We start from the raw sequence: 20,985 nt of genomic DNA, 5'->3' as shown, positions 1-20,985 counted from the left end.
TTCGTCGCGGGGCGCTGGGAGCCATTATTGCCTTACCAGTCGGTCTCGATTTCTGACTTTATCGAAGTTTCTCGCCCGATCGAGACCGATTGGGGCGATCAACCGGGCCGTATCGAGATCGGCACCCTCGAAATCGGTGTCGATGACGGTGACGCCGGTCAGGTCGGCCCCGCCGAGTTGGGCACCCTTGAGAGAAGCACCGGTGAGGTCGCTGCCCTTCAGCATCGCAAATTCGAGATCGACGCGAGACAGGTCGGCGCCGCGCGCGTTCAGCCGTTCCAGATTGGCGGATTTCAGCACCGCGCGCATCAGCCCCATAGACTGATTACGCATGTCGGCGCCAAGATTTGCTTCCGCGATCGAGGCTCCGACGAGGCTCGCGCCGGTTAGGTCGGCAGCAACGCGTGCGCGCGAAAGGTCGGCGCCGTCAAGGCGGGCGCGGGCCATCTGCGAGGCGAACAGATTTGCGCTCCTGAGGCTTGCGCCAGTGAAGTCCGCTTCCAGCAGCCATGCCTGGTCGAGAATGGCACGGTCGAGCTTGGCGCCGGCGAGCTTGGTCTTGTTGAGCCTGGCCGCGCGGAAAATTGCGCCGGACAGGTTGAGCCCGGACAGATCGAGGCCGGATAGTCTTTTCCCCGTGAAGTCAGCGGGTGCGGCGGTGGTCGCCGCAGCAAGCGCGGCCTCGACCTCGGCGCGAGTCATTTCGGCCGACGTCATATCGGGCGACGACAGGTCAACATGACGCATCATGTCTTGGGCCGCTGCCGTCATGGCCACAAGAGAAAGACCGAGCGCTGCGATTCCGATCGAGCGTTTCATCGTCAATCCCAACCTATCACGCATCCTAGCACCGGCCTCGGGCACTGCCTACAAGGCAGCCTGCTTGGTGGTATCGCCATTGATCCGCCGCATGATTTCCGACTTGATTGCGGCGATCTCGACTTCTCCGCGTACGCTTCGCGGCGTGCGGATGGGCAGGTCTGCGAGAATCCGGGCCGGGCGTGGCGACAGCAGGATCACGCGATCGCCGAGACGAACCGCATCGTTCACATCGTGGGTGACCAGCAGCGTTATCATGGACCGACCGTCCATCAACGTGGCGATCTCATCGCGCAGGCGGCTCGCAAGAGCGGCATCGAGCGAGGCAAGCGGTTCGTCGAGAATGAGCAGCTCCGGCTCGACGGCGAACGCGCGGGCAAGCGCAACGCGCCGCGCGAGGCCGAGCGATAACTCGCCGGGAAAATGGTTGCGATGTGCCTTCAGCTCCAGAATTTCGAAGAGTGCTGAAAGCTTCGCTTCATCGGCGGCAGGCGCGGCAAGTCGCACATTCTCCTCGACCGACCGCCACGGCAACAGCCGCGGCTCTTGGAACACGAAGCCGATCCGCGCGCCGGGAGGACGCGAGACGCGCCCTTGAAAATCGGGGTCGAGGCCGGCGAGAATCCGGAGCATCGTACTCTTGCCGCAGCCGGATGGGCCGACCAATACTCCGGCCTCGCCTGCATCAAGAGCGAAGGCGACCCCGGCGATCACGTCGTGCTGTTCGCCCGCCGCGCTCTTGAACGTCTTGCTGGCGATATCGACTTCAAGCCGCACGGGGACGCCACCGGGATACCCGGGCCTCAAACGGCTGCACCAGCAAGGTTTCAATGAGAAGCACGACCGCGGCGAAGCTCAGCGAGTAGGCCAGCAATAATGGAATGTCGAATAGCTGGAACGCCACGCCAATCTCGAAACCAACACCGTTTGGACGTCCAAGCAATTCCGCAACAAGTACGATCTTCCAGACCAGGGAAAGTCCTGATCGTGCGGCGGCTGCGATATAGGGCGACAGTTGCGGCAAAATGACGTGTCGAAACCTGCTCCAGCGCGGCAACGCGAATACCGTCGCCATTTCGTCGAGCGCCGCGTCGAGGGCACGTGCTCCCTCGCGCAACGTCACGACAGCGGTCGGGAGCTTGTTGATGGCGATTGCCGCAATTGCGGCCACTTCAGTCAATCCGGCCCAGATGTAGGCGAGCACGATAACCACGAGCGCCGGCAGATTGAGCAGCAGGATCAGCCAGGGGTCACCAAGCCGATCGGCAAGTCGCACCCGGCCCATCAGGTATCCGATGGCCGCGCCCAGCGCCATCGCCAGGGTGAAGGCGAGCGCAACGCGTGCCAATGTCGCGCCGAGATGGAAGAACAGGTTACCCGATCGGGCTTCCGCAATCATGGCCGTGAGCACGGTGGGGGGAGGTGGAAGCTTCGCGTCACCGGCAAGCAGCGAGGCGATCCACCAGATTGCGACGAACACCGCGAAAGACAGCAGGCGTGCCACCTCAATCTCCCGGGATCGCGTGATAGAACGTTCCGGCAGCCAGTTCAGGCACCGGCCCGACAAGTTCGTGGCCGCCGATTTCAGCCAGCACGCGGTAGAGAATACGCGCGTCGGCCTCTTCATCGGCGATCGGCCGACGCGGAATTCCCTCTCGATAGCGATCACGATAGGCGTGCAACGTTGCGGCGTCTGGAGCGCCGGTCAGCGGCGCAATTTTCTCCCACTCGGCATCCGAGGTCGACAGAATCTCTTTCGCCGCGCGGGTCATGGCGATGAAGCGGGCAATTTTGTCCTGGTTTGTGTTCGCCCATCTTTCGTCGAAAACGTAGCCGAGCATCGCGGTGCGGCCCTTGGCGCCAAGCTTCGGCAGCAGATCCTCGATGCCGGCGATGCGGCGGAAGCCCTTCGCCTCCAGTGCCGCGCAGAAATTCCAGTAGTTCACGGTCGCATCCATTTCGCCGCTGAGCGTCTTGGCTGCCAGCAGTGGCGGCGCGCCGTAAGCGATTGTTGCGTCCGACTTCAGGTCGATGCCGCCCTGTTTCAACCATGCCAAAAGCAGCAGCCAGTTCTTGTCGATCGGTCCGCCCGCGACGGCGAGCTTGCGGCCCTTGAGATCGGCCAAGGTCCGGATCGGTGATGAGGCAGGGACCACGACGGCCCCGAGCGCGCTAGAATAGGGATAGAATGTCAGTTTGGCGCCAAGCCCGCGTTCGCGCGACACCCAAAGCCAGTCGGTGACCACAATGTCGGCATTCCCGGCCCGAAGCGCAATCTTGCCCGCCTCGGGGCTCGCCAGTTCAAGAACCTGGACCGAAAGGTTGGCCTGCTTGTCGAGGCCGTGCGCGCGGATCACTGCCAGTTCCCAGGCGAATGTTCCGGTCTTCTGCACCGCAACGCGTAACGCCTCGGCGCTGCAGCACGTGCCGAGCGAGACCAGGACAATCGTAGCAAGCAGCGTGCGAGCAAAATGCGTCATGGTGCCTTGAGCCGTATCTTTGAACGTCTGCTTTTCAGCGGGCCAGTCATAGCATAGCTTCCACGGTTAGCACGGGAGGAAGACGATGACGCTTGTCGGATGGGTACGACGTATTGTCGCCACGTTGACAGCGCTGATGACGATTGCGGTGAGCGCGCACGCCGAGGAGCTCAACGATTACCCGACGTCGGCGCGCGTCGAATATGCGTTTGGCTGTTTGAAAGCGAATGGCGAGACGCGGCAAGCGATCGAGCAATGCTCCTGTTCGATCGATGTTATCGCTTCGCTCGTGCCCTATCAGCGCTATGTCACGGCCGAAACCGTGCTTAGCATGTCGCAGGTCCGGGGCGATCTGGGCGGCCCGTTCCGCACGTCGGAGCAGGCGGCAAGCGCCGTCAACGAGCTGAGGCGGGCCCAGGCCGAAGCGGAAGTGCGCTGCTTCTGAATGCGACGCGGCCCCCGCTTCGGGGACGACGACCAGGCGGCAACCGTTTTTCTCTCTTGCCCCGACGCAGCGCAGCACGCGAGTAATGCGCTGCAGAGCCGGGGCCCATGTCACCAGAGCGCACGATGTCCGCAATAGGTCCCGGCTCTGCCGAGCAGCGATGTCGCGCTGCACCGCGTCCGGGAGATGATGCTATTCTAACCGTAGACGCATCATATTCCGGAATCGTCGATCTTCCATTCGCGCTGGAAGACGTGCCCCTCGGTATCCTTTGCCTCGGCACGAAAGCGTTTCGCGCCATTGGAGACGTAGGTGAACCTGATATTGGGGTCTTCTGAAATGGAGATGCCGCCTTCCATCTTCAACAGCAGGCTGTCGTCCTGCCAGAGCCGCAGTTCATTGATGAAGAAAGCCGGGACATACAGGTGCGTGACCTGGTCCATCTGCAAGCCGGAATTGTTGGGATGCCCGATCATGATCTGGGCTTCGCGCGCGCCACTGGCCGGCCCTTCGCCGGCCTTCGCGAACTGCCGATAGCGCATCTGGCCGAGCCTGGCCTTGGCCTCGTCGGCGTTCTTGGCGGCAGGCGCTGAGCAGCCGCCGGAGGCCTTCACATAGGTTTTGGTCATGTAGAGTTTGCCGTCGCTGAGTTCGGCCACCGCATGGACATCGGTGTAATTGTTGACGCGGACGCGGGTGGAGATTTCCGAGACATTGGCGTCCGGTCCAAGCTGGAACTTCGCCGCCATCGGCGCGGGGTTCTGGTCGATGACCAGCGTAATGCTCAGCACCTGCCGGCTATCGTCGGCCGCAAGTTTCGTTCGCAAGGTCACCGGGACGATTGCGGCATCCTCGGCACGCGACGGCATTTCAATGCCGATCACGTCGCTGCCATCGTTCATCGGGCGATTGTTGAAGATGTCCTGCACCAGGCCGGGCCAGAGGCCGCTTGTCTCCGCCGCGAGCGGCAAGGGCGCGCCGAACAGCAGCAAGCCAACGACGCCGACGAGGCGGAACAGATATCCGGGCATGGTCACGACCTTCGCACGGTTGGAAGCAACGCGCGCAATATAGGACAATGCGCGGGCTATTCCCATTCAATTTCCGAAAATGCCGCGGTTGCGTTGCGGGCATTGAAGTCGTCGAACAATTCCCACCGGGATCGCTCGGAGCTCGCTGCGGTACCCGCCGCGGATTTTATCGGCTCGCCGCGGGCGACGAGCCCGCGTACGTCTGAGGCCAGCGTTTCGAGATAGCGGCGCTGATCGGCGAGGGCGACCGGCCATCCGCTCACGGGACCGTGACCGGGAACCACGCGCTCCGCAGGCAAGGCGCCGAGCTCACCGATGACGGCCAGCCAGCCGCGGATGCTACCGTCCAGCACGGGCGTGTGGGTCAGAAACACGAGGTCGCCCGCGAACAGGGTTCTGGTCTTTTCATCAAGCACCGTGAGATCGCAATCGCTATGCGCGGCAGGCCACGCCCGTACGGCGAGGGTTCGCCCGCCGAGATCGAGCTGGAGCGTGCCGCTGACGAGCAGCGTTGGCGGCACGATGCGTATTTCATCGATCAATTGATCGCCCATCGTGCGGCGAAATGCGTCGAGATAGAATTGACCGCGCGCGGCCAGCGCGCGCGGCAGGTTCGCGTGGCCGACAAACGTCGCTCCGTCCTGCACGAAAGCGCCGTTGCCGAAGATGTGATCGGGGTGGCCGTGCGTATTGATAACGTAGCGGATCGGCTTGTCGGTTCGGGCGCGAATGGCTGGCAGCAATTGCCTTCCCTCGCGGAGGCTGCCGCCGGTATCGATCACCGCGACGGCCTCCTGGCCAACGATGAATCCCACATTGGCGATCGCGCCGTTATTCTCGCGCGTCATCTGCGCGATTTGCCCGTTGTGCACGAACACGCCGTCCGCAATGGAGTTGACGGGCAGCTCCTGTTGCTGCGCGAGCGAGGCTGTCGCCGGAGCGAACGTTGCGAGCACGGCAACGATCAACGCGTGATAAGCCATGTTTCGGCCTCCGTCTTACCACGAAGCGCGATCGGCAATTCCCCGTGTTCCATCGAAACGATCGTTGCATCGCAGCACAAGCGGCCAATTCGCCGCGAGGATTATTCCTGTTGCAGCCTCCAACCGACAAGCATAGCATTTTGCGTGTCTGCGGCTTCAATAGAACTTCGGTTCGTCGAGGTTGCCGATACAAGTCGAAATTGGCAACAAGGCGGGCCGGAAGTGCAGAAGCTTTCGATGACAAGTGCCGGGCGAAAGTGCTGGCTGTCGATTTTCGTGGTGACGATCATCGCCACGCTCCTCGGTCATGCGCCCGCGCGCGCGCAGATCAAGGAAGGCGGCGATCTGTCGATTGAGCTCGTCGATCCCAAGGTGCTGCGCGTCTGCGCCGACCCGCATAATTTGCCGTTCTCCAACGACAAGGGCGAGGGATTCGAGAACAAAATCGCCGAACTTTTCGCCGAGAAGCTGCACAAGAAGCTGGACTACATGTACTTCCCGCAAGCGACGGGTTTCGTCCGCATGACGCTTGCCGCCCATCGCTGCGACGTCATCATGGGCTTCCCGCAGGGAGATGATCTCGTTCAGGGCACCAATCCCTATTACCGCACCGCCTACGCGCTGGTCGCTAAGAAGGGCAGCGGCCTCGACGAGGTAACCACGCTGGAAGACGAGCGTCTCAAGGGCAAGCATATCGGCATCGTGGCCGGGACACCGCCTGCCACGAATATGGCGGTCAACGGCCTGATGGTGAATGCCAAACCGTATCAGTTGATGGTGGATACCCGTTTGGAGTCGTCAGCGGAGGCCATGATGGCCGACCTGATGTCCGGTAAGATCGACGCCGGCATTCTCTGGGGACCGATGGCAGGCTTCTATGCGAAAAAGGCGGACCCGCCGCTCCACGTCACGCCCCTCGTGAAGGAAAAGACAGGTCCTCGATTGGCGTACCGTATCGGCATGGGAGTGCGGGCGGCCGACCAGAACTGGAAGCGGCAGCTCAATCGCCTGATCCAGGAAAACCAGCCGGCCGTCAACAAGATACTGCTGGACTTCGGCGTTCCCTTGCTCGACGAGAATGACCGACCGATCGGCGCGGAGACGGCAACTAAAACGCCATGAGAGAAGCGCTCGCAGGCCTGATCCTTGCGGCATTCCCATTCATCGTTTCGACCTTTGCGCGGGAGAGCCCTCCCGAGCCCGGCGGGTACCGCATGGAAGACTACCGTGCGCCGGTTCCTTCGACCCTTGCCGGTGTACGCGTGCTGACCACCGCAGAGGCCGAGGCGATCTGGCGAGCCAAGGCCGGCGCATTCATCGACGTAATGCCCCGCGCGCCGAAGCCGCAAAACCTTCCTGAGGGCACTATCTGGCGCGATCAGCCGCGGCTCAACATTCCCGGCAGCGTGTGGCTGCCGGACACCGGCTACGGAAAGCTCGCGGCCGTAACGGAAGATTATCTGCGGCGCGGGCTTGTCCGCGCGACGGCAGGCAACAATGCTGCGCTGGTGGTGATCTACTGTCTTGCCGATTGCTGGATGTCCTGGAACGCGGCCAAGCGCATCCTCACTTACGGCTATTCCAACGTGGCGTGGTACCCTGACGGGACCGACGGTTGGGAACGGGCTGGCCTGACGCTGGCGGAGTCGCAACCGGAGCCGAGGACAGGTGAGGAGACCGCATCGCCGCGTTAGCGACTATTCGATCTCCTGCTGAATCGTTCGCCCGAGGGCGAACAGCCGCTGGTCGATCGCCGTCGGCACCTCGCAGACGAATTTGATGACATTCCGCCGGTCTTCGAAGATGCGCGTCTGCCACACGAGCTGATTTGAGAGCTCGTCTATCTTCGCCTGGTTGGGCGGCGTTTCGCTCTGCAGCGCCTGCAAGGCAAGCGTGTCGTTGCGGATCTTATCCGCTGCCTCGCGCTGCTTGCGGGTGACGCGCTCCAGCCCGTTCATCACCTGGGAGCGTTGGGCATTGAGGGATTCAAACAGGCCGGCAAACAGGAGTTTCCCGCTTGCGGTCTTGTCGGCTGCACTGTTCAGATATTCCGTGATTGCCTTTTGCGCCTCCTCGAGCGGCGTTCGCCTTGCCGCGAGCTTCGCGACCAGCGCGCTGACCGTGGCATCGTCCTTCCACTTGCCGGCGCCGTCGTCGAGTGGCGGGCCTGCCCACACCGCGGCGACGGATATCTCGGGTACCTTGGCCTGCGTGCACGGCCAGTCCGGATAGCGCGGATCGGCGGCATGGCCGTACCCGCTCATGGCCGCAACGGCGAGAAATACGGCGATCGCAGTCCGGTACCTCATGTCTCGCCTCCGGCCGGTCCGCGGCGGATCAGGCCGCGCGATGGATCGTAGGCGAGGATGGCGCCGATCATGAAAGTAATCGTGCAGCCTCCCACCACCGCGAGCGCAATCCAGTTCATCTGTCCGTACAGCGCAAAACGTATCAGCTCCACGGCATGCGTGAACGGATTGAACAGGCAGACATAGTAGAGCATCGGGCTGCTCTCCAGGATGCGCCACAGCGGATAAAGCGCCGAGGAAGCAAAGAACATCGGAAAGATGACAAAGTTCATCACACCCGCAAAGTTCTCGAGCTGCTTGATGCCGGAAGAGATCAGCATGCCCAACGCGCCGAGCATCAGGCCCGACAGGACCAGCGCGGGCAGCACCGTGATGTAGCCGGTTGGAGGCGGCGCGATATCCCAGAACCAGGCGATCAACAGGAAGGCATAGACCTGGAGCAGCGAGACCGCGGTTCCCGCCAGAAGCTTGCAGGACAACAGGAACCATCGCGGCAGGGGGCTCACCAGCAAAGTCCGCATATTGCCCATCTCGCGGTCATAGACCATCGAGAGCGAGGACTGCATGCCGTTGAAGAGCTGGATCATCGCCATCAGGCCGGGCGCGATATACACCTCATACAGAATGTAGGTTTCGTAGGGCGGGATGATGGAAAGGCCGAGCACCTGACGGAAGCCGGCGGCGAAGATGAAGAGCCATACCAGGGGCCGCACCAGCGCCGAGACAAAACGTTCGCGCTGATGCAGAAAGCGAAGCGCCTCGCGCCATACGATTCCGTTCAGGCAGGTAAGATATTCGGCGAGCGAGAAGCCGCTCCGGATTTGCCTTATGGTTACCGATGTCATGACGTCGGGCTCCCGCTTTGCGCGGCGGAGCCGGTCAGCCGCATGAACGCCGTGTTGATATCGTTACCGCCGGCGTCGGCGATAACCTGCGCAACCTTGCCTCGGGCCAATACCCGGCCTTGATGCAGGACAACGAGATCATCAGTCGAGCCGATCTCGTCGAACAGATGCGTCGCCCACAACACGCTAATTCCCTGTTCGGCAACGAGCTGGCGCACGTGGCTCAGAATGTCGGCGCGCGCCTTGACGTCGAGGCCGACGGTTGCCTCGTCGAGTAGGAGGAGGCGCGGCCGGTGCAGCAGCGCCCGCGCGATTTCCAGTCGTCGCATCTGGCCGCCGGAGAGGTCGCGCACCTTGCTGCCGGCGCGGTCTGCAAGGCCGATACGGGCCAGCACCTCGCCACTGCGCGCGCGGGCGTCGCGCCTGGCAATGCCGTGGAGAGCGGCGTGATAAAGCAGGTTCTGCATCACCGAAAGGTCGAGATCGAGCGTGCGGGGCTGAAATACCACGCCGAGGAGCCGCAAGGCTTCGCCGGGCGCTTGCGCGATATCGTGACCGAAAATCCCGATATGACCGCGCTGAATTCCAAAAAGCCGCGTGATCAGCGAGAACAGCGTGCTCTTGCCGGCACCATTGAGGCCAAGCAACGCCGTGAAACTTGCCGGTGCGACGGTGAAGCCGACGTCGATCAGCGCTTGTCGGGCGCCATAGGAATGGCTGACGCCATCGATCGACAATGCAGGCATATCTGCGGCCTCGGGCCGGGAAGAGATGTCCCGCATGTTCTGACCGGTGGAAAATGCGTCAGTGGCCGTCATGGTTGCGCAATCGTGATACCCCAGGGCAGTTCGCCGACTTGAATTGTCTTGATGACCTTCTGCGCGGCAACGTCGATCACCGAGACATCGTTCGATACGCCATTGGTGACCATCAGATATTTTTCGTCCGGGGTGAATGCCACGTGCCAGACACGCTGACCCACGAGCAGATATTTGGTGACCTTGTGGCTGGTGGCATCGACGACCGCGATGCGATTAGCTGGGCCGAGCGCGACGAAAGCGGTCTTGCCATCCTTGGTCATGCCGATGCCGACCGGCTGGATGGCTTCGCTCCGCAAGCCGGGAATTTCGAATGTAATCTTCTTCATCACCTCCCGTTTGACCGGGTCGATCACCGAAATGGTGCCGCCGATCTCCGATGATACCCACACTTCCGAATTGTCACGCTTGAACTCGGCGAAGCGCGGGCGCGCATCGACCAGAACGTTGGCGACGATCTGGCGCGTCGTGGTGTCGATAAAATGCGCCATGTTGGTCGTTTCGGACGTATTGATCAGGATTTTGCCGTCCGGGCTGATCGCCATGCCCTCGGGCTCGACGCCGACCTGGATTTCGCCGAGACGGGCGCGCTTCTCCACATCGATGATGGTCGCCGTGTTGTCGTTTTCGTTGGCGACGTAGAGGATCTTGCCGTCAGCATCTAGGGCGAACAGTTCGGGGTCCGGGCCGGAGGGGAGGGTGTCGACTACTTCCTGCTTGGCAACGTCGATGACCTGAATGCTGTCGTCGTCGCCAACCGCCACGAACACAAATTTGCCGTCCCTGGTGAATTCGATGCCGCGTGGCCGCTGGCCAACCTTGATGGTCTTGGTAACCGTCCAACTGTTCGTATCGATCACCGATACGGTGTTGCTCTTCTCGTTGGATACATAGGCGATGAAGGCCGATGCTGGCGTCACCACCGCTAGCCATCCAGCCACCCCGAAAAGCAGGCAATGACGCCACATATGCAATCCATCCTCCTTCAATTCAACCTGCATTTGGTTTCCGGTCGATCAAAGCCAAGCGTGTCGAGCTCCGAGACCTGGTGGAGGAATCCGTCCTGCGGCGAAACCGAGACCACCATGCGTCCATCGACCAGCAGGATCGGCTGGCGAAGCTGCAAATTCCAGTCCCGCAGCGTCAACCGCCGGCCTTTGAACGCAGCAACGGAAAAGTCTTTCCCTCTAAGAAAATCCGACACCGCCTTTGGGTCGCCGGACTTCGTGCGCGACGCAGCTTCACCGACCATGCGTGCTGCCGTCCAGGCCTGCATGTCCAATGCGCTCATGTGTCGCGAGTTCAGTTTGGCAAATCGGTTCTGAATCTGGATCGCGCCCCACTGATCTTGCGCGGCGTGCCAACTTGTCGGAACAAGGCCCGCCGAACCGGCAACCGGGCGCGGATCCCAGGTGCGATAGGGCAGGTAGGACGCGAACACCTCGCTTTCGTCGGCTGCCACGAGGACGTCATAGGTCGGTGCTTGCTGGGTGAATACCGGCATTTGCCGCTGGATCAGAGTGACGCCACTGTCTGTGCGGCGCGCGCCGCCGGTATCTTCAAAGGTTCGCTCCTCAACGATCTTAGCGCCGAAGCGCTTGGCCGCGCGCCGCAGTGCGTCGGCGTAGAGCTTGTCCTGATCATGCGAGCCGACCACGAGCAACCAGCGCTTCCATTGCTTCCACACCAGATATTGCGCGAGCGCATCCGCAAGCATCGAGCGCGTCGGCGCGACATGGATCACGTTAGCGCGGCAATCCTGCTCGCGCAGGCGATCGTCGATTGCTCCGGCGTTCAATAGCAACGTCCCACCTTCGCGAAGCGCGTTGGCGGCCTTCAGCAGGTCGTCTGCCGGAAGGTCGGCAATGATGAAGCTGGTGCGCTCGGCAAGCGCCGCCGCCGCCTTCGCGACGTCCTCATCGTCTTTGAGCCGGACCTCTTCCAACGTGAAGCGCTGATTGAGGAACTTGCCCGTGGTGTTGTTGTCGTCGATGGCGAGGCGTGCGCCTGCAAGCCCGTCATTCTCCGCCGGCAGTTCGACGAGGGATAATTTCGCCTTGATGCCGGCGCGGCCAAGATAGCCGACGCCGATCTCGATGGGGGCGGCCGCGAGCACGGAGGTAGCTGCAATGCTCAAGCCGATTGCAGCGACCAAGCATCGGATCATAGTTCCTCCCTGACAGGCCTTTTTCACGCCGCCACGTGGAAAGCCTTTGGCTTGAACCATGACCGAATTGTATTGGCTTGCAACCCAATTCTCCGTTGGGGCGGCATCACGCCGCTTCAGCCCTTCAGGCGCTCGGCGTGCCAACGCAGATGATCGCCCATGAATGTGGAGATAAAGTAGTAGCTGTGGTCATAGCCAGGCTGTCGGCGCAAGGTGAGGGGGATCTTGGCTTTCTCGCACGCGCCCTGCAGCAGCTCCGGGCGGAGCTGTTCGGTCAGAAACTGATCGGCATCGCCATAGTCGACCAGCAGATCGGATAATCTGGCGCCGTCCTCGATCAGCGCTACCGCATCGTGCCTGCGCCATGCTTGCCGATCGGTGCCGAGATAACCGCCGAGCGCCTTGATGCCCCATGGCACCTGCGAGGGTGCGACAATCGGCGCAAAGGCACTGGCAGCGCGGTAACGGCCGGGATGGCGCAAAGCGATCGTCAGTGCGCCGTGGCCGCCCATGGAATGGCCAAGAATGGATTGCCGGCTTGTGTCGACTGGAAAGTTTTCGGCAACCAGTTTTGGCAGTTCCTCCGTGACATAGCTCCACATGCGGTAATTGCGGGCGAACGGCTCCTGCGTCGCATCGACATAGAAGCCGGCGCCAAGCCCGAAATCGTAGGCATTGGCGGGATCGCCCGGCACGCCTTCGCCGCGCGGGCTGGTGTCGGGCGCAACGAAGATCAGGCCAAGTTCGGCGCAGGCGCTGCGGAATTCGCCCTTTTCCGTCACGTTGGCGTGGGTGCAGGTCAGGCCCGAGAGATACCAGACGACCGGCGGCCTGGTGCCGGCGGCGTGCGGCGGGACATACACCGAGAAGGTCATGTCGGTTCGCGTTTCGCGGCTGGCGTGCCGGTAAACGCCTTGCGTTCCGCCATATGCCTTGTTCAGTGAAACCGTCTGCATGCTCATGGTCTTGCTACTCCGGCGCCGTGCGGCGCGCTTACGCCAATGCCACTTTCGATTGCCAGCCGCACCAGTTCGGCGGAAGTTCGCACGCCGAGCTTTTGGCGCATGATCGACGAGGTGTTGGCAACGGTTTTGTAGGAGGAATGAACCAGCCACGCGATCTCGGAAAGACTCTTGCCCGCGCTGAGCAGGCGCAGGATCTCCATTTCCCGCGAAGTGAGTTTTGCAAGTGGGCTGCGAGCGAAAGCGGGTCCGGCGAATGCAATGCTTCGCGCCATCGCGGAGGGCAAGTAGACGCCGCCTTTGCCGACCTCGCGGATGGCCTCGACGAGATCCTGCGGATCGCCCGTCTTCGCGACATAGCCCTTGGCGCCGATTTCAATGGCGCGCGCGGCGAAGACCGGATCGTCGTTCATGCTGAACATGATGATTCGTGCCGACGCAGTGCGCGCAAGAATGCGCCGCGCCAGTTCGAACCCCGAGACGGTCGGAAGGTTGATATCGATCACGCAGATGTCGGGGCGCTCAGTGACGAATACGCGTTCGCCGCTCTCCGCGTCGGCAGCCTCCAGCAGCACGACCTCCGGTTCGTCGGCAAATACGGTGCGGCAGCCCGAAGCAACGATGGGATGATCGTCGACGATCAGAACACGCATTGCATCGATCCTCGATAGCCGCTTTGATCCCTTGCTGCATCGCGTCAGGCTGGCCGGTCATGCATCGCCCGCGAGATTGCTGTACGCTTCAATCTGATCGTCGGTTTTTCCACTGTCAACGGTCCTCTCGGCGGAGGAACGGATTGCGACGCGATTGGGGCAAACCTCATGTGGCAGAAATTATCGTTGCGCGGGCGGATCAATTTGCTGCTTGCGCTGGGGCTCACGCTTGGCCTGGCCATCAACATCGCGCGGCTGGTGGTGGAGGCGGGGCCCCGTGTCCGGGCCGAAGATCAAAGCGTCATCCGGCTGGCCCGCGAATTCGTGGAGACGATCGTTCCCGGTCTGAATGAAGCGGCAGACCCGGAGGCGCGGCTGAATCAGATCGTCCACGACCTCAGCAAGCTCCGGCACGTCAGTATCACGCGGCAGGGCGATGCAACCGTGGCCGAGCACTCGGGCGATAGCGGCGACGAACGATCGCCGCCAGCATGGTTTATCGCGCTCGTGCATCCCGAAACGACCACCGTGAGCGTACCGATCACGATCCACGGAAAGCCGCAGTCGCTCCTGATCACCTCGCATCCGAACGACGAAATGGCCGAAATCTGGGATGGAATCGTTACCCAGCTGGCGGTTAGTTCTGCCCTCGCCATCGCGCTCTTTCTCGTTACGATCGTCGTGGTTGGCCGCGCGCTGGCGCCGCTGCAGGCGCTTTCGCAGACCATGGCAAGCATCGAGGCGGGCCACTATGGATCACGCGTCGAGCCCGGCGGCACGCCCGAACTGGCGGCGATCTGTGCCAAGCTGAACCACCTCGCAGGCGCTCTTGGCGAAGCTGTCGAAGACAAGCGGCGGCTCGCCGAGCGCACGGTCTCGCTGCAGGATATGGAACGCAAGGAGATTGCGCGCGAGTTGCATGACGAATTCGGGCCTTATCTCTTTACACTGCGTGCCCACGCCGGCGCCCTGATGCGACTTTCCGAAGACGGGCGCACTCCGACCGCGGACGCGTTGTGCAAGCATGGCACCGCGATCATGGAGCAGATCAACGCACTCCAGCAGTTCAATCGCAGGATACTGGAAAAGCTGCGGCCTGTTGGACTTGCGGAGCTTGGACTTCGCGAGGCGCTCGGCGTGCTCTTGCGTTTGTGGCGTGAGTCCCGTCCCGACGTAACCATCGACGCCAACATTGCGAGCGCGCCGGACGAGACCGGGGAGGTCACCGACTTGACGGTTTACCGCATCATCCAGGAGGCCCTGACGAACGCCTTCCGCCACGCCGACGCGACCGCCGTAAGCGTCACGGTCGAACAGGCCGCAGGAATGAATGGAAGCCGCGGCTGCGCCCTGGTGCGCGTCAGCGACAACGGTCGTGGTTTGGCGCCAGATCACAAGCTCGGCTTTGGCCTCACCGGCATGCGCGAGAGAATACTGGCATTGGGCGGTACGCTGAATGTGGTCTCCGGCAACGGGGGCGTCACGGTAGAAGCGGTCGTTCCCCACGGATCGCACCATTGATGGATGGCGAATCGGGAATTTTTCCCGATCTCTTCGGGAAGGAGGGCATTTAGGGAACCCGACCTTTTGCGGCTAGCGCGTGTCGATGTCTTCTCACTAGTATCGTCCGCATCGAACCGGCATCGCCAATGCGCCGGAATGCAGTGGGGTGGGGGTATGGGCGCACGCGTACTGGTGATCGGGACAATCTCGTTATGCCTGGTTCCCGGGATCGACCGTGCCGAGGCCCAAACCGCATCTGGCGAGAGTGAAGTCTTGCCCGCCATCGAGGTAGTCGCCCCGCCGACATCAGCCAGACCAGCGGCCAGACCGGCCCGCGGCAGTACCGCACCTCGAGCCACCCGAAATGTGCGCAGGGTTTATGTTTACCCGACCGCGCCGACGCCGACGGCGCGATCGGGAATGGATGTCGATAAGGTGCCGGCCGCGATCAATGCGGTTGGAGCCGGGCAGATTGCGCGCACGGGCTCACTGAACATCGCAGATACATTACAGCAACAGGTGCCGGGTATCGTCCTAAGTGACACGACCGGAAATCCTTTTATGCCTGACATACAATTTCGAGGGTTCGTTGCATCGCCAGTGGCCGGCACACCTCAGGGACTGGCAGTTTACCAGAACGGGGTGCGCATCAACGAGGCGTTCGGCGACACCGTCAACTGGGATCTGATTCCGACAGCCGCGATCAGGTCGGTCACCGTCGTGACCAATAACCCGGCATTCGGCCTCAACGCGCTCGGCGGAGCCGTCAATGTACTAATGAAAGACGGCTTCAGCTATCAAGGTGCCGAAATCAACACGATGGGCGGCTCGTTCGGGCGCATCCAGAGCTCGGCGCAGTATGGCAAGCAGATCGACAATTTTTCCGTCTATGCCGCGCTCGAAGGCGTGCGTGACAACGGCTATCGCAATTTTTCGGAGTCGGCGATTCGCCGTTTTTACGGGGACGTCGGCTACCGAACCGATAGCAGTGAATTTCACCTCAACGTGGGCGTTGCCAAGAACAATTTCGGCGCCGCGGCGGCGGTGCCGGTCGAACTGCTGCAGAGGTATTGGGGGGCGACCTATACGACACCGCAGACCACGGACAATCGCGTTGCCTACGCCAATTTTACCGGAAAGGTCGAGGTGACGCCGACCTGGACGATCGAAGGCTCGGCGCGCGTCCGCGCCTACCGGCAGAAGACGGTGGACGGAAACCCGACCGAGACGGAGCGATGTGCCGCCGACCCGGGGCTACTTTGCTTCAACGACGATGACGTGCCGGCAAGGGGCCTTAACGGCGTCCAGCTTGCAAATCCGTTCCCCGACACTGCAGTGCTGGGGCAGATCGATCGGACCACAACCCGTTCGACGACGACAGGGGCGACCCTGCAGGCAACCAACACCGACCAGCTGTTCGGCCACAACAACCAGTTCATGATTGGCACCAGTTTTGATTCTGGCGTCACCCGCTTCGGAGCCAGCGCGGAACTGGGCACGATCGGCTCGAACTACGTCGTCAGCGGCAGCGGCATATTCCTCGGCCCGTCCGGTGAGCCCGTATCCATCGGCCCGGTCTCGCTCCGCGCCACCAACCGGTACACCGGCGTCTATGCGCTCGACACGTTCGACGTCACGGACGCGTTCTCTATCTCGGGCGGCGGCCGGTTCAACTATGCAAACATCGTCCTTCAGGATCAGATCGGCACCGCGCTCAACGGCAATCATACCTTCAGCCGCTTCAATCCGATGATCGGCGGCACCTACAAGATTACGCCGGAACTGACGGCCTATGCCGGCTATTCCGAAGCCAATCGCGCACCGACCCCGTTGGAACTCGCATGCGCCGACCCCGCGCGCCCCTGTCTCATCGCGGCCTTCCTGATCGCGGACCCGCCTCTGAAGCAGGTTGTATCTCGCACTGTTGAGGCCGGTCTGCGCGGTACCAAGGAGCTGAATATCGGAACGCTCGGGTGGAAGGTCGGCGCGTTCCGCGCGACGAATGCCGATGACATTCTGGCGATTCCCAGTCCGGAGTTTCAGGGGTTTGGCTATTTCCAGAACGTGGGCAGGACGCGGCGCCAGGGCATTGAGGCTCAGGTCAATCTGACGTCGAAGACGCTGCAACTTTATGCCAGCTATGCCCTCGTAGATGCGCGCTTTCTCGACGCCCTGCAGATCGGCTCCAATAGCCCGTTCGCCGTTGACGGTGTAGTCCAGGTCCTGCCGGGCAATCGAATTCCGGCGATACCTCGCAACCGGGTCAAGGTTGGCATCGACTATTCGGTCACCGACGCCTTCAAGCTCGGTGCCGATGCGCTGTTCGTCGGCAGCCAGTATTTTGTGGGCGATGAATCCAACCAGGCGGCGAGGCTGCCGGGGTATTCGGTTTTCAACCTGCACGCCTCGTATCAGATCAACAAGACGTTTCAGATTTACGGCCGCGTCGACAATATCTTCGACAATCGCTATGCGACCTACGGGACGTTCTTCGAGACCGGAGACATACCGAATTTCGCCAACGGCGGCGCGGATTTCACCGACCCTCGCACGGTGAGCCCGGCGCGGCCGCGCGCCTTCTATGCGGGGCTGAAGGCAACTTTCTAGTTTATTTGTCGCGAGGCAACCATCGCGATCGAGACTGCGGGAGGACACGAAGTCAGCGCGGCTTCGACGTTCTCGTCAGGAAGCATCCGTCGCCGGATCGACGCAGTGCGCCTTGTGGATCGCGGACGGAACGAAGCCAAAATGCTTCCGGAACACGCGGCTGAAGTGCGACGAACTCGAGAAGCCCCACGAAAATGCGACATCCGTGATCGTCTTTCCGTTCTGGGTCTCCAGCTCCTGTCGGCAGTGCAGCAGTCTCGCCCGCCAGATGTAATCGCTGACGGTCATGCCCTTGTCGCTGAACAGCATGTGCAGATAGCGCTTGGTGCAGCCCAATGCTGCCGAGATCTGGTCGATGCAAAGATCCGGGTCGCGCAAATGTTCCCGGATGAAGGCCTGCGCGCGAATGTACATCGCTTCGGGACCGACGCGGTCGAACATCGTGTCGGCCTCGCGCAGCGGCAACAGCAAGAGATCGATGAGCGAATCGGCGACGCCGATGGCGTTGTGCGGCGACAGTCTCTTTGCTTCATCAAACGCGGTGTGCACGAAGTCGTAGGCGATGCGGCCAGTGCCGTTGCGCGCGGAGAGCTTGCAAGGCAACATCTTCGCCGTGCGGAAGCCGCGTTCGTGAAGCAGCTCCTTGGGGACGATCACGACCTCGTGCCGCGTCAGCGAGGGGCTGACGATCGTGTGCGGACAGGAGACGTCATAGGCAAGACAATCGCCAGGCATGATGTCGATGCGACGGCCGTTCTGTTCGAAATGCGAGATGCCGTAGGTTTGGAACAGTATCTTGACGTAGGGATGTTCGCTCAGCTTTGTGCCCGAGACCGTGTGCGCGATACGATGCTGGCTGGCCTCGATCTGACAGAGTTTGAGCTGCGAGACGGTCGTGTAATTTATCCGCCCCTCCAGCGAGGAACCTTCCAGCGGATCGACGTCAAACTGGCCACATAGATCGGTCAGTGCATCTGACCAAGTTTGGATCTGCTTCTTTGGTGCCAACCCGGAAGTGCTGAGTGAACGGACTGTGTCAGACATTGCCCAGCCACCGATTTGAGAACAGGCTGCAACCTTCGCCGAGGCGTCGGTCAAATGGTTGCGACATTTGGACCCAATTTAGGCAGTCGTGAGGGAAGTCGCGCAGATTCTTCCCAATATCCCTTTGACAATCCTCCAACTTAGTTTCGGCGGCGTCAAGGGAAACCTAGATCGAGAGTCGCGCAGGAAAGACCGGGGGAACACGCCCACGGCATGACGCTTCGCAGCATCACGGCAGAGCCGAAACCGCGCGCCAAGGCGAAATTTAAAAAATTCAATTGGGTTTCGCTATTGAGCAAACGCGCTTCGCTCTTGGGCAAGTTTCCCATTTCCGGACGGGATAGGAATAGGGACCATAATGGAAGAATGGGCCGTTTCGGCGGAAACCCATAACTCGTATCCTGGAGGAAACCACTATGCGCAAGGTGCTATCCGCAGCCTGTCTTGGCGCTATGGCGACATTCGTTGTCGGCGTCGCACACGCCAACGAAGAACTGATCAAGATGTCGCAGAACCCAAAGGACTGGGTGCAGCCGGCCGGCGACTACGCCAATACACGCTACTCGAAGCTTAACCAGATCAACGCATCCAATGTCGGCAAGCTGCAGGTCGCATGGACGTTCTCGACCGGCGTGCTGCGCGGCCACGAAGGCGGGCCGCTCATCATCGGCAACATGATGTACGTCCATACGCCGTTCCCCAACAAGGTCTATGCTCTTGACCTTTCGCAGGATAACAAGATCGTCTGGAAGTACGAGCCGAAGCAGGATCCGAACGTCATTCCGGTGATGTGCTGCGACACGGTGAATCGCGGCGTAGCCTATGGCGACGGCAAGATCTTCCTGCACCAGGCCGACACCACGCTGGTCGCCCTCGATGCCAAGACCGGCAAGGTGGAGTGGACCACAAAGAACGGCGACCCCGCCAAAGGCGAGACGGGCACTTCTTCGCCGCTGGTCGTCAAGGACAAGGTTCTAATCGGTATCTCGGGAGGCGAGTTCGGCGTGCATTGCCACGTTACGGCTTACGACCTCAAGAGTGGCAAGCAGGTCTGGCGCGCCTACTCGGAGGGGCCGGACGATATGATCAAGGTGGATCCCGTGAAGACCACCGAGCTCGGCAAGCCGGTCGGCAAGGACTCGAGCCTCAAAACCTGGCAGGGCGACCAGTGGAAGATTGGTGGCGGCTGCACATGGGGCTGGATGTCCTATGATCCCAGCCTGAACCTCGTCTACTACGGTTCGGGAAATCCCTCGACCTGGAATCCGAAACAGCGTCCCGGCGACAACAAGTGGTCGATGACCATCTTCGCGCGTAATGCCGACGACGGAACGGCCAAGTGGGTCTATCAGATGACGCCTCACGACGAATGGGACTATGACGGCGTCAACGAAATGATCCTTACCGATCAGCCGTTCAATGGCCAGCCTCGCAAGCTGCTGACCCATTTCGACCGCAACGGCCTCGCCTATACGATGGATCGCGAAAGCGGTGAACTGCTGGTGGCCGAGAAGTACGACCCGAAGGTTAACTGGACCACCGGCGTCGACATGAACAAGAACTCGCCCACCTACGGCCGACCGAAGGTGGTCGACCAGTACTCGACGGACAAGGCTGGTGAGGACGTAAACGTCAAGGGTATCTGCCCGGCGGCGCTCGGTACCAAGGATCAGCAACCGGCGGCTTACTCGCCAGATACGCAGATGTTCTACGTGCCGACCAACCACGTCTGCATGGACTATGAGCCGTTCAAGGTGAGCTACACGGCGGGTCAGCCCTATGTGGGCGCGACGCTCTCGATGTATCCGCCTCCCGGCGAAACCCACATGGGCAACTTCATCGCTTGGGACAACAAGACCGGCAAGATCCTGTGGTCGAACAAGGAGCCGTTCTCGGTATGGTCGGGAGCGCTCGCGACCGCTGGCGGCGTGGTGTTCTACGGAACGCTGGAGGGCTTCCTGAAGGCGGTCGACGCCAAGACCGGCAAGGAGCTCTACAAGTTCAAGACACCGTCGGGCATCATCGGCAACGTCAACACCTATGAGCAGGGCGGCAGGCAGTATGTGGCCGTGCTGTCCGGCGTCGGCGGCTGGGCGGGTATCGGCCTTGCCGCAGGTCTGACCGATCCGACTGCGGGTCTCGGTGCCGTCGGTGGCTATGCCGCGCTGAGCAACTATACCGCACTGGGCGGCACCCTCACGGTGTTCGCGCTGCCACAGTAAAGCAGGACCACCTCATTCGGCGCGTGGCTCGTTCCACGCGTCGGTTGGTCTGCAACGAATATCAAGGATGAACTCTTGCGTAAAATCTGGTTGATTG

The 20,985-nt window shown here is 61.5% G+C and carries 20 protein-coding genes; 6 read left to right on the top strand and 14 right to left on the bottom strand.

Translation table 11 applies throughout. The annotated features are described in order from the left end of the window. Positions 1–24: 24 nt before the first annotated feature. The 4 genes from RX328_RS31210 to RX328_RS31195 are packed head-to-tail and all read right to left on the bottom strand — an operon-like array spanning position 25 to position 3,299. Positions 25–819 carry a pentapeptide repeat-containing protein gene (locus RX328_RS31210; protein WP_213252320.1) on the bottom strand — a complete coding sequence of 265 codons (795 nt, stop codon included), beginning with the start codon at positions 817–819 and terminating at the stop codon, positions 25–27. Between the two features lie 48 nt (positions 820–867). After that, positions 868–1,596 (bottom strand): ABC transporter ATP-binding protein, encoded by a 729-nt coding sequence (locus RX328_RS31205; RefSeq protein ID WP_213252319.1) that lies wholly within the window; start codon positions 1,594–1,596, stop codon positions 868–870. After that, a complete protein-coding gene (locus RX328_RS31200) occupies positions 1,586–2,323 on the bottom strand; it encodes an ABC transporter permease (protein ID WP_213252318.1) in 738 nt (245 codons plus the stop codon). Before RX328_RS31200 ends, RX328_RS31205 begins: the two co-directional genes overlap by 11 nt. A 1-nt stretch (position 2,324) precedes the next feature. Next, positions 2,325–3,299: an ABC transporter substrate-binding protein gene (locus tag RX328_RS31195; RefSeq protein ID WP_213252317.1), complete on the bottom strand. Its 975-nt coding sequence runs from the start codon at positions 3,297–3,299 to the stop codon at positions 2,325–2,327. An 85-nt stretch (positions 3,300–3,384) separates the two neighbouring features. Here RX328_RS31195 and RX328_RS31190 point away from each other — a divergent pair, with 85 nt between their 5' ends. Beyond that, on the top strand, positions 3,385–3,744 hold the full coding sequence (locus RX328_RS31190) for a hypothetical protein (RefSeq protein ID WP_213252316.1): 360 nt from the start codon (positions 3,385–3,387) through the stop codon (positions 3,742–3,744). Positions 3,745–3,956: 212 nt separating this feature from the next. On the opposite strand, the gene RX328_RS31185 is transcribed toward RX328_RS31190, so the two are convergent. Continuing rightward, a complete protein-coding gene (locus RX328_RS31185) occupies positions 3,957–4,775 on the bottom strand; it encodes a quinoprotein dehydrogenase-associated SoxYZ-like carrier (protein WP_213252400.1) in 819 nt (272 codons plus the stop codon). 56 nt (positions 4,776–4,831) lie between these two features. Continuing rightward, entirely contained in the window at positions 4,832–5,758 is a 927-nt protein-coding gene (locus RX328_RS31180) for a quinoprotein relay system zinc metallohydrolase 2 (protein WP_213252315.1), read from the bottom strand. 237 nt (positions 5,759–5,995) lie between these two features. Between RX328_RS31180 and RX328_RS31175 the strand changes: the two genes are divergently transcribed. Beyond that, positions 5,996–6,880 carry a substrate-binding domain-containing protein gene (locus RX328_RS31175; protein ID WP_213252314.1) on the top strand — a complete coding sequence of 295 codons (885 nt, stop codon included), beginning with the start codon at positions 5,996–5,998 and terminating at the stop codon, positions 6,878–6,880. Beyond that, positions 6,877–7,452, top strand: a complete 576-nt coding sequence (locus RX328_RS31170) for a PQQ-dependent catabolism-associated CXXCW motif protein (protein ID WP_213252313.1) — start codon at positions 6,877–6,879, stop codon at positions 7,450–7,452. The genes RX328_RS31175 and RX328_RS31170 overlap by 4 nt, the downstream gene beginning before the upstream one ends. A 3-nt stretch (positions 7,453–7,455) precedes the next feature. Here the strand turns inward: RX328_RS31170 and RX328_RS31165 are convergent, their stop codons facing one another. The 7 genes from RX328_RS31165 to RX328_RS31135 form a co-directional block, all read right to left on the bottom strand. After that, positions 7,456–8,067 (bottom strand): hypothetical protein, encoded by a 612-nt coding sequence (locus RX328_RS31165; RefSeq protein ID WP_213252312.1) that lies wholly within the window; start codon positions 8,065–8,067, stop codon positions 7,456–7,458. Then, complete coding sequence (locus RX328_RS31160) at positions 8,064–8,912, bottom strand: ABC transporter permease (protein WP_213252311.1); 849 nt, start codon at positions 8,910–8,912, stop codon at positions 8,064–8,066. The genes RX328_RS31165 and RX328_RS31160 overlap by 4 nt, the downstream gene beginning before the upstream one ends. Next, complete coding sequence (locus tag RX328_RS31155; RefSeq protein ID WP_213252399.1) at positions 8,909–9,658, bottom strand: ABC transporter ATP-binding protein; 750 nt, start codon at positions 9,656–9,658, stop codon at positions 8,909–8,911. The genes RX328_RS31160 and RX328_RS31155 overlap by 4 nt, the downstream gene beginning before the upstream one ends. Before the next feature lie 68 nt (positions 9,659–9,726). Further along, a complete protein-coding gene (locus RX328_RS31150; protein WP_249726520.1) occupies positions 9,727–10,698 on the bottom strand; it encodes a YVTN family beta-propeller repeat protein in 972 nt (323 codons plus the stop codon). Between the two features lie 17 nt (positions 10,699–10,715). Continuing rightward, positions 10,716–11,897 (bottom strand): ABC transporter substrate-binding protein, encoded by a 1,182-nt coding sequence (locus RX328_RS31145; protein WP_213252309.1) that lies wholly within the window; start codon positions 11,895–11,897, stop codon positions 10,716–10,718. Positions 11,898–12,013: 116 nt separating this feature from the next. Then, complete coding sequence (gene fghA / locus RX328_RS31140) at positions 12,014–12,859, bottom strand: S-formylglutathione hydrolase (RefSeq protein ID WP_213252308.1); 846 nt, start codon at positions 12,857–12,859, stop codon at positions 12,014–12,016. Continuing rightward, positions 12,856–13,512 (bottom strand): response regulator transcription factor, encoded by a 657-nt coding sequence (locus tag RX328_RS31135; protein ID WP_213252307.1) that lies wholly within the window; start codon positions 13,510–13,512, stop codon positions 12,856–12,858. The genes fghA and RX328_RS31135 overlap by 4 nt, the downstream gene beginning before the upstream one ends. A gap of 168 nt (positions 13,513–13,680) precedes the next feature. On the opposite strand from RX328_RS31135, the gene RX328_RS31130 reads away from it, so the two are divergent. Together RX328_RS31130 and RX328_RS31125 are read left to right on the top strand one after the other, a co-directional pair. Then, the gene (locus RX328_RS31130; RefSeq protein WP_213252306.1) at positions 13,681–15,033 is read left to right on the top strand and encodes an ATP-binding protein; all 1,353 of its coding nucleotides are present in this window, start codon (positions 13,681–13,683) and stop codon (positions 15,031–15,033) included. A gap of 156 nt (positions 15,034–15,189) precedes the next feature. Then, complete coding sequence (locus tag RX328_RS31125; protein WP_409410815.1) at positions 15,190–17,622, top strand: TonB-dependent receptor; 2,433 nt, start codon at positions 15,190–15,192, stop codon at positions 17,620–17,622. Between the two features lie 75 nt (positions 17,623–17,697). On the opposite strand, the gene RX328_RS31120 is transcribed toward RX328_RS31125, so the two are convergent. Next, entirely contained in the window at positions 17,698–18,666 is a 969-nt protein-coding gene (locus tag RX328_RS31120; protein WP_213252304.1) for a helix-turn-helix domain-containing protein, read from the bottom strand. A gap of 416 nt (positions 18,667–19,082) precedes the next feature. On the opposite strand from RX328_RS31120, the gene xoxF5 reads away from it, so the two are divergent. Further along, a complete protein-coding gene (gene xoxF5 / locus RX328_RS31115; RefSeq protein ID WP_213252303.1) occupies positions 19,083–20,888 on the top strand; it encodes a lanthanide-dependent methanol dehydrogenase XoxF5 in 1,806 nt (601 codons plus the stop codon). Positions 20,889–20,985 lie beyond the last annotated feature (97 nt).

It is taken from the genome of Bradyrhizobium sp. sBnM-33, assembly GCF_032917945.1.
GTDB lineage: Bacteria > Pseudomonadota > Alphaproteobacteria > Rhizobiales > Xanthobacteraceae > Bradyrhizobium.
This window is presented reverse-complemented; position numbering and strand designations above follow the sequence as displayed.

Excerpts from the sequence above, each read along its gene's own strand:
- RX328_RS31150 (WP_249726520.1), bottom strand. The coding sequence starts at position 10,698 with ATGTGGCGTCATTGCCTGCTTTTCGGGGTGGCTGGATGGCTAGCGGTG.
- RX328_RS31160 (WP_213252311.1), bottom strand. The coding sequence starts at position 8,912 with ATGACATCGGTAACCATAAGGCAAATCCGGAGCGGCTTCTCGCTCGCC.
- RX328_RS31180 (WP_213252315.1), bottom strand. The coding sequence starts at position 5,758 with ATGGCTTATCACGCGTTGATCGTTGCCGTGCTCGCAACGTTCGCTCCG.
- RX328_RS31195 (WP_213252317.1), bottom strand. The coding sequence starts at position 3,299 with ATGACGCATTTTGCTCGCACGCTGCTTGCTACGATTGTCCTGGTCTCG.
- RX328_RS31185 (WP_213252400.1), bottom strand. The coding sequence starts at position 4,775 with ATGCCCGGATATCTGTTCCGCCTCGTCGGCGTCGTTGGCTTGCTGCTG.
- RX328_RS31210 (WP_213252320.1), bottom strand. The coding sequence starts at position 819 with ATGAAACGCTCGATCGGAATCGCAGCGCTCGGTCTTTCTCTTGTGGCC.
- RX328_RS31135 (WP_213252307.1), bottom strand. The coding sequence starts at position 13,512 with ATGCGTGTTCTGATCGTCGACGATCATCCCATCGTTGCTTCGGGCTGC.
- xoxF5 (WP_213252303.1), top strand. The coding sequence starts at position 19,083 with ATGCGCAAGGTGCTATCCGCAGCCTGTCTTGGCGCTATGGCGACATTC.
- RX328_RS31120 (WP_213252304.1), bottom strand. The coding sequence starts at position 18,666 with ATGTCTGACACAGTCCGTTCACTCAGCACTTCCGGGTTGGCACCAAAG.
- RX328_RS31125 (WP_409410815.1), top strand. The coding sequence starts at position 15,190 with ATGGGCGCACGCGTACTGGTGATCGGGACAATCTCGTTATGCCTGGTT.
- RX328_RS31145 (WP_213252309.1), bottom strand. The coding sequence starts at position 11,897 with ATGATCCGATGCTTGGTCGCTGCAATCGGCTTGAGCATTGCAGCTACC.
- fghA (WP_213252308.1), bottom strand. The coding sequence starts at position 12,859 with ATGAGCATGCAGACGGTTTCACTGAACAAGGCATATGGCGGAACGCAA.
- RX328_RS31130 (WP_213252306.1), top strand. The coding sequence starts at position 13,681 with ATGTGGCAGAAATTATCGTTGCGCGGGCGGATCAATTTGCTGCTTGCG.
- RX328_RS31190 (WP_213252316.1), top strand. The coding sequence starts at position 3,385 with ATGACGCTTGTCGGATGGGTACGACGTATTGTCGCCACGTTGACAGCG.
- RX328_RS31170 (WP_213252313.1), top strand. The coding sequence starts at position 6,877 with ATGAGAGAAGCGCTCGCAGGCCTGATCCTTGCGGCATTCCCATTCATC.
- RX328_RS31175 (WP_213252314.1), top strand. The coding sequence starts at position 5,996 with ATGACAAGTGCCGGGCGAAAGTGCTGGCTGTCGATTTTCGTGGTGACG.
- RX328_RS31165 (WP_213252312.1), bottom strand. The coding sequence starts at position 8,067 with ATGAGGTACCGGACTGCGATCGCCGTATTTCTCGCCGTTGCGGCCATG.
- RX328_RS31155 (WP_213252399.1), bottom strand. The coding sequence starts at position 9,658 with ATGCCTGCATTGTCGATCGATGGCGTCAGCCATTCCTATGGCGCCCGA.